Annotated in this window: 15 protein-coding genes; 7 read left to right on the top strand and 8 right to left on the bottom strand. The window is 36.0% G+C overall.

Annotated features, from left to right (window positions below):
• Positions 1-17 precede the first annotated feature (17 nt).
• The 4 genes from gerPC to MHI02_RS07485 all read left to right on the top strand — a co-directional run bounded on the left by gerPC (position 18) and on the right by MHI02_RS07485 (position 1,593).
• Positions 18-593 carry a spore germination protein GerPC gene (gerPC, locus tag MHI02_RS07500; protein ID WP_047186459.1) on the top strand — a complete coding sequence of 192 codons (576 nt, stop codon included), beginning with the start codon at positions 18-20 and terminating at the stop codon, positions 591-593.
• 154 nt (positions 594-747) lie between these two features.
• Positions 748-921: a hypothetical protein gene (locus tag MHI02_RS07495; protein WP_047186460.1), complete on the top strand. Its 174-nt coding sequence runs from the start codon at positions 748-750 to the stop codon at positions 919-921.
• 16 nt (positions 922-937) lie between these two features.
• Complete coding sequence (locus MHI02_RS07490) at positions 938-1,306, top strand: spore germination protein GerPE (RefSeq protein WP_047186461.1); 369 nt, start codon at positions 938-940, stop codon at positions 1,304-1,306.
• A gap of 68 nt (positions 1,307-1,374) precedes the next feature.
• Positions 1,375-1,593, top strand: a complete 219-nt coding sequence (locus MHI02_RS07485; RefSeq protein ID WP_047186462.1) for a spore germination protein — start codon at positions 1,375-1,377, stop codon at positions 1,591-1,593.
• Between the two features lie 145 nt (positions 1,594-1,738).
• Here MHI02_RS07485 and addA read toward each other — a convergent pair whose 3' ends face one another.
• The 3 genes from addA to MHI02_RS07470 form a co-directional block, all read right to left on the bottom strand.
• Entirely contained in the window at positions 1,739-5,509 is a 3,771-nt protein-coding gene (gene addA, locus MHI02_RS07480) for a helicase-exonuclease AddAB subunit AddA (RefSeq protein WP_341165808.1), read from the bottom strand.
• Entirely contained in the window at positions 5,502-8,999 is a 3,498-nt protein-coding gene (addB, locus tag MHI02_RS07475; protein WP_145523888.1) for a helicase-exonuclease AddAB subunit AddB, read from the bottom strand. The genes addA and addB overlap by 8 nt, the downstream gene beginning before the upstream one ends.
• Before the next feature lie 157 nt (positions 9,000-9,156).
• Complete coding sequence (locus MHI02_RS07470) at positions 9,157-9,792, bottom strand: TVP38/TMEM64 family protein (protein ID WP_216883683.1); 636 nt, start codon at positions 9,790-9,792, stop codon at positions 9,157-9,159.
• Positions 9,793-10,004: 212 nt separating this feature from the next.
• Between MHI02_RS07470 and MHI02_RS07465 the strand changes: the two genes are divergently transcribed.
• Positions 10,005-10,394: a hypothetical protein gene (locus MHI02_RS07465; RefSeq protein ID WP_341165807.1), complete on the top strand. Its 390-nt coding sequence runs from the start codon at positions 10,005-10,007 to the stop codon at positions 10,392-10,394.
• Here the strand turns inward: MHI02_RS07465 and MHI02_RS07460 are convergent.
• The 3 genes from MHI02_RS07460 to MHI02_RS07450 all read right to left on the bottom strand — a co-directional run bounded on the left by MHI02_RS07460 (position 10,330) and on the right by MHI02_RS07450 (position 13,178).
• A complete protein-coding gene (locus tag MHI02_RS07460) occupies positions 10,330-10,863 on the bottom strand; it encodes a competence protein ComK (protein WP_083452452.1) in 534 nt (177 codons plus the stop codon). The two genes, MHI02_RS07465 and MHI02_RS07460, sit on opposite strands and share 65 nt — an antisense overlap.
• Positions 10,864-11,212: 349 nt before the next feature.
• Positions 11,213-12,208: a lipoate--protein ligase gene (locus MHI02_RS07455; protein WP_047186736.1), complete on the bottom strand. Its 996-nt coding sequence runs from the start codon at positions 12,206-12,208 to the stop codon at positions 11,213-11,215.
• Between the two features lie 238 nt (positions 12,209-12,446).
• Positions 12,447-13,178, bottom strand: a complete 732-nt coding sequence (locus MHI02_RS07450) for an MBL fold metallo-hydrolase (protein ID WP_060667475.1) — start codon at positions 13,176-13,178, stop codon at positions 12,447-12,449.
• A gap of 105 nt (positions 13,179-13,283) precedes the next feature.
• On the opposite strand from MHI02_RS07450, the gene yhfH (MHI02_RS07445) reads away from it, so the two are divergent.
• Together yhfH (MHI02_RS07445) and yhfH (MHI02_RS07440) are read left to right on the top strand one after the other, a co-directional pair.
• Positions 13,284-13,412: a protein YhfH gene (gene yhfH, locus MHI02_RS07445; RefSeq protein ID WP_083452453.1), complete on the top strand. Its 129-nt coding sequence runs from the start codon at positions 13,284-13,286 to the stop codon at positions 13,410-13,412.
• Between the two features lie 105 nt (positions 13,413-13,517).
• Positions 13,518-13,646, top strand: a complete 129-nt coding sequence (gene yhfH / locus MHI02_RS07440; RefSeq protein ID WP_083452454.1) for a protein YhfH — start codon at positions 13,518-13,520, stop codon at positions 13,644-13,646.
• Positions 13,647-13,959: 313 nt separating this feature from the next.
• Here the strand turns inward: yhfH (MHI02_RS07440) and hemY are convergent, their stop codons facing one another.
• Positions 13,960-15,360, bottom strand: a complete 1,401-nt coding sequence (gene hemY, locus MHI02_RS07435) for a protoporphyrinogen oxidase (RefSeq protein WP_341165806.1) — start codon at positions 15,358-15,360, stop codon at positions 13,960-13,962.
• The gene (gene hemH / locus MHI02_RS07430) at positions 15,360-16,295 is read right to left on the bottom strand and encodes a ferrochelatase (RefSeq protein WP_145523890.1); all 936 of its coding nucleotides are present in this window, start codon (positions 16,293-16,295) and stop codon (positions 15,360-15,362) included. Before hemH ends, hemY begins: the two co-directional genes overlap by 1 nt.
• Between the last annotated feature and the right edge of the window lie 19 nt (positions 16,296-16,314).

Below are 16,314 nucleotides of genomic sequence, written 5' to 3'. Positions count from 1 at the left end.
GTATTGGAGGCAATGCAATGTATGGTCAAGATTGGAACCAGTACGTTTATGAATTACAAAGACATATACAGAACTTGGAAATTCGGATGAAAAATTTAGAAGACCAAGTACACCAACTAAACGCGAACAAAGAATCAAAAGACAGGGTTAATATTGAAAAAGTCGAGTACAAATTTGATCAATTAAAAATTGAAACATTATCAGGTAGTCTTCATATTGGACTTTCACCCGAAAACTTAGAACAAATGGAAGACTTTGCACTTGGTCAAACCAATCAACAGACTGCTCAAAGTTTGCCTTTATTTAATCAAAAACTTTGTACTGATCTTAGCGATTGGCTGCACCAATCCGGACCAAACATGATTAATGATCTAGCTAATACTCATGAACGGACCATTGATAGCTCGCATCAATCCTTATTACTCCAAGATATTCAAAAGCAGCTGCCAAATCGAATTTCCTATTATAAGGAACAAGCCGAAAAAGATAATAATATTTCTGAGGAACAAGAGTTTGAAAGTTTTATAAAGTCTAAGGTAATGGAAGAAATCCAACATTCCTTAGCTAACTATATTAAAAAATATAAAGGTTAACTTATTCAGTGGGCTTTTTCCACCCCCCATTGATATGGTTGAACTCATCAGAACCCTACTAGCTGTTTTCCCCATTCACAAAACTTAATTTAAACGATGATTCTTGAAGTGGGGGATTACAAGCCGGTAAAGTCGTGACAAAGGAGAATATTAAATGATAATGGAAGTTCATAATTACGGGTTACATGTTGCCAATGTTCAAATTGATGCAATTGCTGCTTCTTCTGTCTTTTTAATCGGAGATAATGATTCAATCGTTTTATCATCTTTTTTTGATACACCTCCTGAGAGTTATTCTATACTCAATTTGGTACCACTAGGAGCCTAACTAGGGGGGGATTTATTTGGTAAAACGTACATCCAACGTTCAATTAATAAATACAGTCTCTGCTATAAATGCCTCTTTCATTAATATTGGAGATACACATGAAGCCTGTCCGGAAACAAGAGCCATAGCCTTACAAAAAGAAGGTGAGACGTTTCAAGGTGAATTAGAGTTTGAAGATTATTCCATCTTTAGTCAAAAAAAAAATTTACCTAAAACCAAACCTAAAGTTATAAAACATACGATCAACCATCAACCTAATATTTATGTACAAAATGTTAACGTCATTGCTCTTTCCTCTTCATCTATCATGCAAGTAGGAAATTTAAATCATATTTCAGCGGAGTCTAGAATATTGCATATTCGCTATGTTATTGCTGAAGATTAATTCTTAACAATATATAACTAGTGTCATATACTATAAATAAATTTCATAACCCAAAAGTAGGTGTTAGCATGCCATCAATTGTTGGCCCAATAAGAATAAACAGTGTCGGTGGAGGCGTCATTAATTTCGGTGATACATTTTATTTATCACCAAAAAGCTCCTCTAAAACAAATGCAGGTTCTGGCGGATTTAATACGGGGGATTTTATTAATACTAACTCAGGAATTAGTAATACTGGAACAAACGATCCCGATATAGCTGATCAAACTCAAACCGCCAATGCCTAATTTTTCAAAAAACAAAAAACCTTACAGGTCCATAAAGAAGACTAACCATCCTTAGGGGTTCCTTCATCCCCACGGATGGTTAGTCGCATTTATCGAACCTTTTATGGGCAGTTGATCTCCCACCTACCTTCTTGAGTTAGGAGTCTTACTGCTCATTTAGGTATGATAAACTCTGTAGAGTGTTAAAGTTTTCTGGTACTTCAACAACAAGTTGTTTAGAAAAGAAATACAAGTATGTTTTCTTCACTGGTTGTTTCGATATTTCCTCTATAGCATGGCGATAGAGATTCATTTGGGTTTCATATTTTTTGATTAACTTATTTTTTAATCTATCTGTTAATTCCTCATTGATCGCATCTGTCTTATAATCTAGTACCATCCATCCATCTTCAAAAGGGAAAAGGCAATCAATTACCCCTTGAATAAGTACCCTTTCATTCCCACCAGTCCAATGTGCATATACTTCATTTGCCGGAAGGGTTAAACTGAAAGGTACTTCCCTATGGACCGATGTCGCTTGTTCCAACATAGTAGCGGCTATTTCTGTATTATAAAAATTCTTGATTGCAGGAATATCAATAATATCCGCTTCTTGTCTCGTCAAAATTTCCTTTTCAACAAAAACTTCTAGTTGTTCTTCAATTTCCACTTGATTAAGTGGCTTAGTTAGTGGAAGATGTTGCATCACGGTATGCATGGCAGTCCCTTTTTCTGCAGCTGTAATAACTTTTTGTTCTTGCATAAAATTCGGTCGTTTCACAATCGGCGGCTTAAATTCTTTCACCAATTGATCTGCACTGTACTCATCTTTGATTTCCCGCTGTCTTTTAATTTCCGTTACAGACTGCTTTGCTCGGGAATATGCTGCTTGTTCATGTGGATAAGTATAGGACAATCTATTTTCTACTACTTCTTTCCACTGTTCATCTTGAGTGCCTATTGTTTTCCATCCGATTACTTTCTCTTTTAAAACCTGGTCAAACTCAGTTGATGTTTCATCCAGATTTGTGTAATCACTTGCATGAACAACCGATATATCCCATTTAGATGGATCCATTTGAATGTCTTTTAAAACGACATCCTTCACGTCACCTGAACGTAAGGAGCCCCCATCTTGGTGTCGCATTAAAGCTGGGCCTACCCAATCCAGATAAGAAACAGCGGCCATGCGGAAATACGCTGGTAAAACCCACTCGGAATGGTCAACCATCCTCTGCCATTTTTCTAACTTTTTCTTAAATGAAGCAACATTTCCAATCATAACAAGCTTTTCTTTTGCACGTGTTAACGCAACATAAAGGACGCGCATTTCTTCTGCTAATAGCTCTCGTTTCTGCTCTCCTTGTACAGCGTGATAAAACAATGTTGGATACATAATTCTTTTTACAGGATCAATATATTTACTCGCAAACCCCAAGTCTTTATGCAGTAAATACTTCTGATTTAAATCCTGCATATTAAATTGCTTGTCCATTGCACCAAGAATAACGACAGGAAATTCCAATCCTTTACTTTTATGGATTGTCATAATGCGTACAACATCTTCCTGTTCACTTAGTGCACGTGCTGCTCCAAGATCGTCTCCGCGTTCCTCCATTCTTTCAATAAAACGTAAGAAACGGAATAATCCACGAAATGATGTTCTTTCATAACCTCTTGCACGATCATATAACGCACGTAAATTCGCTTGACGCTGGCGTCCACCAGGCATCCCACCTACAAAATCGTAGTAACCAGTTTCTTGATAAATATCCCAAATTAATTCTGACAATGCGCCTTGTCTTGACGCAAGGCGAAATTGATTTAATTGTTTTAGAAAATAAGAAATCTTTTCAGCTGTCTCATCCGAATTTTGCTGTCTATATATTTTTAAGGCATCATAGTATGGATTATATTTATCAACTAAGCGAATTTTGGCTAGTTCATTTTCTGTTAAGCCAACAATTGGTGACTTTAGAACAGATGCAAGCGGAATATCTTGTCTAGGATTATCGATGGTTTTAAGTAAACTAATCATAATTTTCACTTCCATCGCTTCGAAATATCCTGAAGATAGTTCCGCATATACCGGGATTCCTTGATTTTTCAATTCATCAACAATCGTTGGTGCCCATGTCATGGAACGAAGCAATATAACAATGTCTCGATACTGAATATCACGCTGAATCCCCATGCCTTTATCATAAACTTGTAACGGTTTATTTTCACCTTCATGACCTAACCATGACTTTATTTTTTTAGCATAGGCACGCGCCTCGATTTGTGCCTTTTCTAAATCCTGAAAGCTTTCTTCACCTTCTTCTACCTCATCCTTTTCGTCCTCTGAATCGCGATCAATCATAATCAATTCCGGATTAGGCTTGGGAAAGTCGTACTCATCATACATTTTATTTCCATAGATGAGTTCCGCCTTTTCATCGTAGTCAATATCCCCCAGTGTTTCGTCAAGGATTTGACGGAAGATATAGTTCGCACCTATTAAAACTTGCTCTCTACTACGGAAATTCCTAGCTAAGTCAATGCGGATCCCAACAGAATCATCATTAGTAAATTGCTTATATTTCTTAATAAAGAGGGACGGTTCTGCATGACGGAATCGATAAATACTCTGTTTGACATCCCCAACCATGAACCTGTTCCCTTTTCCTTTTTGATCACTAACAAGGGAAAGAATCGTTTCTTGCACAAGGTTCGTATCCTGATACTCATCTACCAAAACCTCGCTAAACTGGCGTTGAAACTGGACAGCCACACTTGAAGGAATAAGCTTCTCAGAAGTTGAATGTTCGTCTAACAATAACCGTAAACAATAATGTTCCAAATCCGAAAAGTCAACCAATGCTTTTTCTCTTTTTTGTTCGGTGAATTTAGCATCAAATTGTTTTACTAATGTTGTTAACTGTTTAATAACTGGAGCAAGTTCCCGCATATCCTCTATGTGCCCAGCAAGATTACGGTTAAACCATTTGTCTGCCATCTTCTTCCAGCGCTTTTTGTAACTATCTCTTAGATTTTTTACTTGCTCCTTTTTCATTTCATCGCAATCTTGCTTTTTCCTAGATAAAGCTTTAAATGTATGTTCTTGAATAAAGTTTTGCAAATCGTCCCAGTTCTCTATATGCTGTTTGGCTGCCTCTAATAAAGCAAGATCATTGTCAATGGTTTCCGCATATTGATATGGCCCATCACTTTCCCTTGTGATTTCCAATGCTAAATACATTTCCTGTTCCATAGCGAAAAATTGGTTTTTCACTTCTTTTTTCATTAGGTCTAACCAATTTAAATCTTCCTCTTGAAAGATTTCTGGTATCGCATAACGATTAGCTAGACTGTCTAACCATTCGTATGGCCAAGGGTTTTGAATAGCAAAGGTATGTAAATCTAGAATTACCTTTTCCAAATCTACATCACTTCGATCACTCGAAAAACGATCGACAACAGCAAAGAATTTTTCTTGTTCTTCTCCTTCCATTCCATACCATTCTTCAAATAACTCATCCATCACATCTTGTTTGATTAAATCTGCCTCCATATCATCGGCGATACGGAAAGCAGGATCAATATCTAGTAAATAAGCGTATTTGCGTATTACTTCCAAACAAAAGGAATGCAACGTGGAGATGGATGCACGCTGTAATAAGGATAGCTGCTTTTTCAAATGAATCGAGTTAGGATTTTGTTCTAGAGCTTCTTCTAAAGCTAAACCTACTCGACTCCGCATCTCTGCTGCAGCTGCATTCGTAAATGTCACAACAAGCAATGAATCAATATCAACAGGGTTATTTCGATTTAGAAGCTTTTGAATGATTCTTTCAACTAATACGGCTGTTTTTCCGGAACCAGCCGCTGCTGCTACAAGGATATCGGCACCATCTGTATAAATTGCTTCTTCTTGTTCTTTTGTCCAACTAACCATCGTTTTCCACCTCCACCCTTATTTTTTCTAAAACTTCTTTATCTTTCATACTCTTCAATTTACGGTAATTATTTTCTTCTAATATCGGATCAAATTGGCATACAGAACGAAAAGGACAATAGGTGCATGCAATTTGATTTTTATTTTCATATGGATTTAAATGAACTTTACCAGAAGTAATGTCCAAACCAGCACGCTCCATCAAATGATGGATATGGGATTGTAACTGATCAAATGTTTCTTTTCCAGCAATACTAGAATTGCTTTTAAATTCTCCATTCTTTTTAAGTCCTGCTGGTACAATATGACTCATATTTACAGAGTCAATCGAAGTATCCATTTTCTTTACAATCTCTTCATCAGAAAGTAATAAGCCTTTCATTTTATACTTCTTGAAAATTTCCTCATCAATTTTCTCTGAATCTAATTTTACATCTTTTGAAATCATGGGATTGTGTACATGAAAATACAGTACCCCAGCAGGAGTTGCTTTTTGCTTCAACCATCGTTCTGAATGTGTAAGAACTACATCTAAATAAGTGAGCATTTGTAATGCCAAACCATAATATACTTCGATTAAGTCGAGTCCCCTTGAACTAGATTTATAATCAATGATTCGTAAATATAAGTCATCTATGTTCGTAGCTTTATCTACTCGATCGATTCGACCCCGCAGCAATAATTTGTATCCATTAGGAAGATTCATCGTTAATGGTGGAAGGTCTTCATCAACACCAAAACCTAACTCTAAACCAACCGGGGAAAAATGACTAAGGCGGGCTTGCTCACTTAAAATGTAAGTTGCTCTCGCAATAATTTCCTCAAGCTTTTGACTAATATATTTATGTCTATTAGAACTGTGTAAGATTTGATGTTGCAATATCGGCGCTAAATTCCCCACTGCCCTCTTCGCATACGTATTTGCATCCGTCTGATTAATAGTAGAGTAATCCTTGCCTTCTTTTTGAATCCATTCCGTAATTATTTTAATCGCCTCATGGAAAAGCATTCCAATATCTGGAGCATCTAACTTGTACGTTTGCCGCTCATCTAGTTTTAAACTATATTTTGCAAAATGCTGATAAGAGCACCTGAAATAGGATTCGAATCTACTTACACTTGCATGAATTTCTTTCGGGTATAATTGTTTAACTGTCTCCTCGTCTAAATCTTTCGGTTCATTTTGATAATAGAGACTTTGTAAAACTTTATAGGTCGTACTATTTTTAGATTGGTTTTTCACATACCAATTGAAAACCTCCCACCAAATTGGTTGAATCAGATAACCTTTTTGGTGACGTGATAGTTGGGCAGTAAGAGCTGACCTTGTTTTCACAGGTGATGTTACAAAGCGTTCGGCTTCGAATAAATCATCTGGATCTTGGAGCAATAACCGATCCTTACATGTAGGAAATAAATCTTCTAACCGTTTCAATAATTGTGAAGGCATTTTTCCTTTTCCTTCTTCGTCACTTAAAGGATAGCTAACCCAAAGACGATCTTTCGCGGCCGTGAATGCTAAATACATATAAAACCAATCATCAAGGAGTTGACGTTTACTACTGTCTGCAAGTTGGATTCCTTGTGAAGCTAACATTTCCCTCTCCTCTTCACTGATCATTCCATCTGCAGGCGGCTTCATTGGCCATACTCCATCATTTACTCCTAATAAGAAAGAGCATTTAATCCCACTCATCCGAGAACGGTCAATCGTACCGACAATGACATGATCAATGCTTGGTGGAACATGGGAGAATGTCAATGTCTCAAACCCAGCATCAAGGGCTGAGCTAAATATGGACAATGTCATTTCTTCTTCTCCAGCCATCTCTACCATTTCATCGAATAATTGAACAACAGCATTCCATACTTGTTCCTGCTCCCGACCCTTTTCTAGTAAACCTTCCTCATCATAATACGTTCGCATTTTCTCCAAACGTAATGGTACCCCTAATCTTTCTAACAACAAATAAATCGTTTCGCAAAACTCCACCACTGTCTTTGCTTGACGGATATCTTCATCAAATGGCTTCAAAGCGTGAATAACTTGGGCGCGATAGCGATTAATTCTTGTTTGTATTTCTTTTTCGTGGTTTGTTTGTGCAGCTTGATCAAACCCTCGGAATCGCTGAAACTTCCATTCTTTTTCGCTAAACCAACGATCTCTAGAACGGATACCATATTCTAGTACATAATTTTCTAATTCATCTATTGCATCATTAGTCAGCGGATACTCTTGGTCTGACTTCGGAATAAATCCTGTTTTTAAAACACGGAAAATAGCATCATATCTCCAATTCCCCTCCACAATATCTAATGCCGAACGTATAAATTCAATTAAGGAATGATTTAACATCGTACGTTTTTCATCAATAAACACGGGGATTCCATGATCGGCAAATATGGTATGAATTAAATCATGATAAACATTGGATTGTCTCATGAATATTGCAATATCCTGAAAACGGTAATTTTCTTCTCTTACTAAACGAAGAACTTCCTGTGCTGCCCCTTCTACTTCTGCTCGAGGGTGAACTGCTTCTGCAATCTGTATATTGGCATTGCCTGCAAAACTTGGAGCAGGTCTCGTGTCAAAGTAATTTTCCAAATGGGCAAAATAAGGTCGATCTTTAAATTTCCCGTTTTCCGGCTCCATTCGAACTACTTCATCAATTGAGATATGATTCTCTGCAGCTATTTGATTTAATACATGATACGTTTCCGTCGTTTGGTAAAACAAATCCATTTCATTACCCGTTTTTTCCGGATTATCTAGTGTTAATGTAATAGTGACCGAACTACAATTTCTCATTAGCTCTTCCACAACAGTTAACTCTTTTGGAGTAAAACTATGAAAACCGTCTATATAGATTTCTGCACCTCGTAATAACGATGATTCCTTTATCTTTTCCGCCAAAATTTGCAGTTGATCTTCACTATCTACGTAATGATCTTTTAATGTAAACACCAATTTTTCATAAACATATAATAAATCTTCTAATTTATTTGTCAGTGCTACTTCCCCAGGTTCTTTATGGACAAATTGATTCATATGTTCAATCTGCGCTCTTAAAACTTCTGGAGTGACTTGATATCGTTTAAATTCAGTAATCATTTGTTCTAACTGGTTTAAAAATCCTTGCTTTTCCATCGCTTTATGAAAAGTGAACCATTCGCCTTGCTTTTCTTCGATGATTTTTCGGAGCATCATTTGAATACCAACGGAACTGATAAACTGTTTGGTTGCTCCTCCCGTTTCTTGCAAAATGCGCCAAGCAAGTCTTGAAAAACTTACCACTTGAGCTCGAATGCTTCCTGTTAATTCTTTATCATGAAATAAAGCATATTCCTGTTGAAAAGTCATCTGATCTGGAACGATGTATAGAAGTGGTTTTCCCAATGGATTTTCTAATTGTTTTTCTTTTATTTCATCCATGACTCTTCCACTTTTCCCTGTTCCTGACCTACCTATAATAAATCGGAGTCCCATATTTCTCCTCCATTCGTTAATAAAACTTGGCATCCCCCTATAGCTCGGCGGATGCCTTAATTGCATTTAGGTATATCTTTACGGTGCTATATATAATAAAGCTCCTACCTTTTCTATTTTACCAAAGATAGAAGCTCTATTATAGTTTATCATTCTGTCAGTTATTTCTTGCCGCCCGTTTTTCCAGCCGCTTTTCGACGACCTTTCCAATAATCCAGAACAAGACAATAATGATTAAGACAATAATGGTCTTCATCGGTTTTTCCGCAAACTCCATGATGCTTGAACCGACATAAGATATAGAAAAAATCATAACAGATTTCCCAAGAAGAACCGCTAATGCAAATTGTTGAATGCTAATTTTCGATAATCCAGCTACAACATTAATAATAGAGGATGGAGAAAACGGGAAGGCAAGTAAAACAAATAATGGTCCAAAACCGTGCTTGTCTACCCATGATGTAACCGCAGTTACTTGTTTATTCTTCCTTATTTTCTTTACCCATTTTCTATTTCTTACTTGCCTTATAATAATAAAAACAACCACTGCACCAGAACTAGCACCAAGCCAGGATAATAGAAAACCCTCAAATAACCCATATGCTGCAGCATTTGTTAAGACAAATACAATCAATGGTAAAAAAGGTAAAAATGCTTCGATAAAGGGAAGAACAAAGCCGGGAACTGGACCTAATCCTTCATATTGATCCAGTAATTGCATAATAAAATCTTCGGTTCCTTCTTTTTGGAGCACCGTTTGCCAATTGGAAAAGCTAATGTTCATTAACATCAAATTAATACTCCTCATTATGTAAATGTTCTATCTTTCCGAGTGTATTTATTCTCATTCTATCCTAAATGAAGGTACCTGCATACTTTCTAAGTTGAATTAAGCTACTTTCTTTCATTTTACTAAAAAATATTAATTTATGTTGTATTTTAGTTTGATTTTATCATATAATAAGAATAAACACAGAACACTTGTTCTTTAACGGAGGAGTTCATATGCGATATCTTCATGATGATGAACTACAAATTGCAACAAGATTCTTATTTCTCTCCATGGCAATCGTCGTATTGAATCAAGATATGAACCATATTAAAGATGGTAAGTTTAAAATTAATGAGCCCTATCTTGACCTTATAGAGAGAATGACATTGCTCGCGAGAAAAGAACGTAGAAAACTTCGCAAAATCATGCAAGACAAAAAAATGCAAGTCATCCATTTAAATAAAAATGACTCATTTTCTTCTTTTCTTTTCCTTTGCCAAGGAAGAGAAGAAAAAAGAAATTATTTTAACCCTGCTATTCGTAAGAAAGTGGAAGAAGTTATTCGAAGTTTAATGGGAAAGGCTCTGCTATCATTTCAGGACTCTGCTGTTGTAAATAATTAAGTCGCTTATCAAGTAGAAAACGAAACTGTGCCGTTCGTTGTACTTGATTCAGCATCGTTCTGATGGATACATCTAATATTAACTTTTTTCCATTTTTAAAAAGAATCTTAGTTTTACGTTCTGTCACCTTACTTATTTTGTCAATATGAGAATGGGAAATCCAAGAACATTTGGGGTTTTTAGGTGATGTCGTGGGAAAAAAATACATACCGCTAGAAGGGTCGATGGATATTGGAATTTTACTAGTAAAGCCAGAAATGTTCCTGGCTCCATCTTGCCTGCCTCTTAGACTCGACCCGAAATATTTGCAGGCAGAATTGATAATTTGATAAGGAGTAACATCAACAATATATTCTTCATCTTCTTCCATGATTCTAGTAATAATTCCATTATGATCATTCTGTTCCGCGACAATTGCCAATGTAAGAGGGCTTATTTCAAAAATTGAGGTATCTTGTTCTTCTAACATAATAACCTTCCTTTCCATTAGAAAACGAAAAGAAAGTAGCTTACTACTAATTTAACAAATTTTGTCTAAAAATGGTAGTAAAAAATTAGAAAACTTGACATTTTCAAGAACAAAGGCGTAAGCGCCCGTTTAGTGACGTATAGACTGGACTGAGCCGTAGGAGATAAAGGAAACACGGAGAGCGTAAGCGAGCCGATGTTGACTTATCGTACGGAGGTGAAGGAAGTCTACTAGTCACTGGGCGCTGGAGCCGGACGTGGCCTCTTCTGAATAATCATCCACATGCAGCAAATTTTATAACTTCCTAACAACTAAAAAACAGCCCACAAAACGTGAGCTGTTTTAATTTTTAATATAATAAGCTTAAAAAATCTTCCTTAGAGATTTTACCCAAATAATGTGGAACGTCTACTTCTTCTAATGCATTCTCAATTGCTTGACGTTCGTGACGAATTCCTATTAATTTTTCTTCTAATTCCTTTATGTCCCCGATTCCAAAGAAGTCTCCATAAATTTTGCAGTTTTTAATTATCCCTTTTTGGACATCAAGACGAACGTCTACTAATCCTGCAGGGAATTTATGAGATTCTTGAACATTATAAGATGGGGATTTTCCATAATTCCATTCCCATTTTTGATATCTATTTTTAGAAATTTCATGAATTCTTTCCCAATCTTCTTCTGTGAGTTCATACTGAGGCACATCTTTCACATCATCTACTTCAAAAACATTTTTTAAGATTATTTCTTTAAATTCTTCCATTGAAATTTTTTCATCTAAGAATTCCGAAATAGTTGCAACTCGACTGCGAATGGATTTAATACCTTTGGATTCAATTTTTTCCTTTTTCACTTTTAATGCTTTCGTTAATTCTTCTACTTCAGAATCTAGCATTAATGTTCCATGACTAAACATCCGTCCTCTGGTTGAGAACATAGCATTACCAGATATTTTTCGTCCATTGACTGCAACATCGTTTCGCCCTTGTAGTTCTGCTGGCACACCCATATCATTTAACACTTTTATAATCGGTTTTAGGAATTTAGCAAAGTTTTGAAAACTTTCTCCATCATCTTTCGTAATAAAGCTAAAGTTTATATTCTGCTCATCATGGTAAACTGCCCCTCCACCAGATAAACGACGAACCACTTTAATACCTTTTTCATCAATATAATCTGTGTTTATTTCTTCAATCGTATTTTGGTTTCTACCAATGATAATAGACGGTTGATTAATATAGAAAAGTAAATATGTATCCTTTTCGCCAAAATTTTCAAGGATATATTCCTCGATAGCTAAATTAATCATTGGATCTGTAATACCTTTGTTGTCGATAAACTTCATAACCTATCATCTCCTATAAGAGGTTGTTCAAAAAAGTCCGGTGAAAATGACACTTCGCATTTCTTCGTTGGCTTGCTTTTCCGTTCCTCACGTATTAATTGCATACGTTCCGGTACTCAAAGCTACGCCGCCTCGAACTGCTTGGTCCTTTTCATCCTCCTTTTTGAACACACACTATAATTATCCTACTTCATTATTTTAACAAATTGAATCACAATTCAAAGAAAAATGCCCTAAATTACCTATTCCAAATTAACCCTTCTTTTGCCAGTTGAACTTCTCCGGGAAAATGTTGCTTTGCTTCTTTAATTAATTTTTCCCTCTCCCCATATTGAGGCAAATGAGATAATAATAGTTGTTTGACATTAGCCATTGCAGCAATTCGACCAGCTTCCTCGCTATTCATATGACCGGCGTTTGAACCGTCACTACCCGCATAATAGTTACAGTCCGTTATAAGCAAGTCTGCACCTTCAGCGAAAGCCCCCCATTCTTCTTGATAACTAGAATCAGCGGTGTATACTACAACAGATTCACCATCTGTAATTCTCATCCCAAAACATGGCACAGGATGTTTGGTTCTTAGGAATGTGATCGTAAAAGGACCAATTTGCAATGCTTCATCAGGACTGTAAGCCATTCCCTTCGTATATGTATGGGAGAGGGCTTGAAAACCATCGCTATCTTCGGCATGTCCATAAATAGGTAAAACTGTATCATTTCCTGTTACATAATACTCAATTAATTTTGCATATTGTAATACACCAATATCAGCGACATGATCATGATGATAATGGGAAACAATCACAGCATCAAGGTCTGCGATATGCTTATATTTTTGCAATTTCGATAAGGAACCACTACCAACATCCATTAATAGTGAATACCCATCCTTCTCCAACAAATAAGCAGAAGTTGCACCATCTACGGCTGGATAACCGCCCCAAAAGCCAATTACAGTAAGCTTCATCAAAACACTCCTTCATTTTTTTAAAAATGTTATAAAACAGCATTGACAATTTTAACCCTGTTGTAATACAATAATAGTACAATAACAAAAGGGGGAAATAAAAACATGATGAACGTAATTGAGTTTTTCAAAAACCTACCTAAAAAACAATGTAAGCAGTGTGGTGGAGACATCCACGAAAAGGCAGATTGCTATGGTAATATCTGTGACGAATGTGACCACCCAGCAAGATAATCCAATATCGCTCTTTTTTTATACCACTGCTGTTATACAACATAATAAAAAAGCAACACCTAACATACAACACAATCTAAGTATTTACTAAGGGGGAAAGTTATCATGATGAATATAATCGAATTCTTTAAAAATCTTCCTAAAAAGCAATGCCACGTTTGCGGAGGGGAAATCCACGAAAAAGCCGATTGTTATGGTAATATTTGTGACGAATGCGATCATCCGGCTAGATAATAAATATTAAGTATTTTTCTCGTTATAACAGAATCACGATATATTTATTCCACCTCAAGCTTTCGGGGAACAAAAAGATAGGTGGGAGATCAACTGCCCGTAAAGGTTCGCCATCAGTGGAGGATGATGGAATTTCCCCACTGATGGAAGTCTTCTTTATCAATCTCATCTTCCTAATGATTCAAAATGGATACAGCTGCATTGCAGTTGTATTTTTTTATTTTAGAAAACCTGTTGCTATTAGGTTGATAAGTGCTATTGTAGCTAAATTGCCTTTTAAAATAGCGTTGATTAAAATAATCAACGCCACTAGTTACGCTAAGTTATTTAAAACTTCATGTGCAATGTTTTCCCCACTTGCAATACAATCAGGAATTCCTGAACCATCATACGAACTACCAATTAAATAAACTCCTGGTAATTGTTCGGCTATATTTTCTTTGACTTTCTTTATTCTGTCCAAGTGGCCTACTGTATATTGTGGACGGGAATCTTTCCACCGAGTGACAATAGTAAATTCAGGTTTTCCCTTAATTTTCATCACTTGTTTTAAATCATTTATTACTATTTCCGTTATTTCTTCATCTGATAAATCCACAATCCCTTGATCAGTCGGTTTTCCAACATAACACCGCAATAACACTTTGCCTTTTGGTGTTGTTGTTGGCCATTTTTTATTAGTCCATGTACATGCCGTAATTCGGTATTTATTACTGTTACGGGCAACTTGAAAACCTGTTCCTTCTACCTTGTTCTTAATAGCTTTTTCATCAAATGCCATAACTACATTTGCTGAGGATGTAAGTGGGATCTCTTGTAACGTCTTAAAGAATTCAAACTGGCTAAATATTTTAGGTACAACATTATGCTGTGTTGCCATAATAACAGTATCCGCTTTTATTACATCACCATCACTTAATAATATATGGTAACCGTGTTCTTTCTTTTCAATATGATCTACCGATTTTTGCATGGAAATAGATTCTTTATCTATTGCTTCTACTAAACGGTGGATTAAAGTCTCCAAACCATTTTCAAATGAAAAAAATGCCCCTTTTTGATTTTTATTTTTCTTTTTGGTACTAGGCATTGTTTTTTGTAGACCTTTCATCACACTTCCATATTTTTGTTCCAATTGATAAAACAGAGGGTAAGTGGCATTAATACTCATTTCGTCAATATCTCCGGAATGAATACCAGATAAAAGTGGAGAGATTTGCATATCCACAGTCTCATTTCCAAAACGAGCACGTAAAAATTTGCCTAATGATTGGTCTCCATCATTATTACTTTTTGGTAAAACAAGATCATTTAGTGCCCTAATCTTACCTTTCCAGGAAAGGAGACTGGATGACATCAAAGCACCTTTGTCTTTAGGTACACCCATATACGTTCCTTTTGGTAAAGGATGTAATTTATTCTGTGCTAAAATATAGGACTGTCCAGTTGCATTATGTATCATTTCATCTTCTAGACCAAGTTCCTTCACAAGCTTAATTGCGGAAGGTTTTCTTTCTAGTAAAGAATCCGGTCCTTTTTCAATTGTAAATCCATCGCGTTTTATTGTTTGTATTTTTCCACCTAGACGATAACTTGCTTCGATTAATTTAAATGTATAAGGAAGAGACTTTGATTGGATTAACTTTTTTAAATAGTAGGCAGCGGAAAGACCTGTAATTCCGCCACCTACAATGACTATATTTTTCTTTTCCATTATGCTTCACTCTTCGTAGTATTTAATACAACGTCAGCAAGTGTCTCAATGAACAATGGATGGACATTCGGCATTTCTGGACGATAATAATTCGCATTTAGTTCGTCGCAAACTACTTTGCATTCATAATCATTATCATATAAAACTTCCAAATGATCCGCTACAAATCCAACTGGTGCGTAAACAAAGGAACGATATCCTTTTTGTTCAAATAAATCACGAGTTAGATCTTGTACGTCTGGTCCTAGCCAAGGATCGGGAGTATTTCCTTCACTTTGCCAACCTAATTCATAATTTTCGATTCCAGCTTCTTTCGCTATAAGATCAGCAGTCTCTTTTAACTGGTTCGGATATGGGTCTCCATTTTGTAAAATTTTCTCTGGTAAGCTATGTGCAGAAACAATTAATACAGCTTTATTACGTTCTTCGTCACTCATTTTATTAAAGATAGTTTTGACACCATCTGCCCAGAATTTAATAAAGCCTTCTTCGGTATACCAGCTCTGTACAGATTTAATAGAAATTCCGTGTTTTTCACATTCGCTTTGCGCACGATCATTATAAGATTTCACACTAAATGTAGAATAATGAGGTGCTAATACAAGGGAAACAGCCTCCGTAATTCCGTCTTTTGCCATTTCTTTCACGGTATCTTCAATAAATGGATGAATATGTTTCAAGCCAATATAAGCCTTAAATTCATATTCATCTTGAATAGAATTTAATTGTTCTTCTAGTGCTTTCGTTTGGTCTTTTGTAATTTTAGCTAATGGAGAAGTCCCGCCAATTGCTTTATAACGATCTTTTAAATCTTGCAATGCCTCAGGTTCTGGCTTTCTACCATGACGGATATGTGTATAATATGGTTCGATATCCTCTTCTTTATATGGAGTTCCATATGCCATTACTAGTAGTCCAATTTGTTTCTTACTCATTTGTTCGCGTCCTTTCGTG

Source organism: Oceanobacillus sp. FSL K6-0118 (assembly GCF_038006665.1).
Classification (GTDB): domain Bacteria; phylum Bacillota; class Bacilli; order Bacillales; family Amphibacillaceae; genus Oceanobacillus; species Oceanobacillus caeni.
The sequence above is the reverse complement of the archived record's forward strand: the minus strand, read 5'-3'. Positions and strand labels throughout refer to the sequence as shown.

Coding starts and splice junctions, on each gene's coding strand:
- gerPC (WP_047186459.1), top strand. CDS start 18: ATGTATGGTCAAGATTGGAACCAGTACGTTTATGAATTACAAAGACAT.
- MHI02_RS07495 (WP_047186460.1), top strand. CDS start 748: ATGATAATGGAAGTTCATAATTACGGGTTACATGTTGCCAATGTTCAA.
- MHI02_RS07485 (WP_047186462.1), top strand. CDS start 1,375: ATGCCATCAATTGTTGGCCCAATAAGAATAAACAGTGTCGGTGGAGGC.
- addA (WP_341165808.1), bottom strand. CDS start 5,509: ATGGTTAGTTGGACAAAAGAACAAGAAGAAGCAATTTATACAGATGGT.
- addB (WP_145523888.1), bottom strand. CDS start 8,999: ATGGGACTCCGATTTATTATAGGTAGGTCAGGAACAGGGAAAAGTGGA.
- MHI02_RS07465 (WP_341165807.1), top strand. CDS start 10,005: ATGCGATATCTTCATGATGATGAACTACAAATTGCAACAAGATTCTTA.
- MHI02_RS07460 (WP_083452452.1), bottom strand. CDS start 10,863: ATGTTAGAAGAACAAGATACCTCAATTTTTGAAATAAGCCCTCTTACA.
- MHI02_RS07455 (WP_047186736.1), bottom strand. CDS start 12,208: ATGAAGTTTATCGACAACAAAGGTATTACAGATCCAATGATTAATTTA.
- MHI02_RS07450 (WP_060667475.1), bottom strand. CDS start 13,178: ATGAAGCTTACTGTAATTGGCTTTTGGGGCGGTTATCCAGCCGTAGAT.
- yhfH (WP_083452453.1), top strand. CDS start 13,284: ATGATGAACGTAATTGAGTTTTTCAAAAACCTACCTAAAAAACAATGT.
- yhfH (WP_083452454.1), top strand. CDS start 13,518: ATGATGAATATAATCGAATTCTTTAAAAATCTTCCTAAAAAGCAATGC.
- hemY (WP_341165806.1), bottom strand. CDS start 15,360: ATGGAAAAGAAAAATATAGTCATTGTAGGTGGCGGAATTACAGGTCTT.
- hemH (WP_145523890.1), bottom strand. CDS start 16,295: ATGAGTAAGAAACAAATTGGACTACTAGTAATGGCATATGGAACTCCA.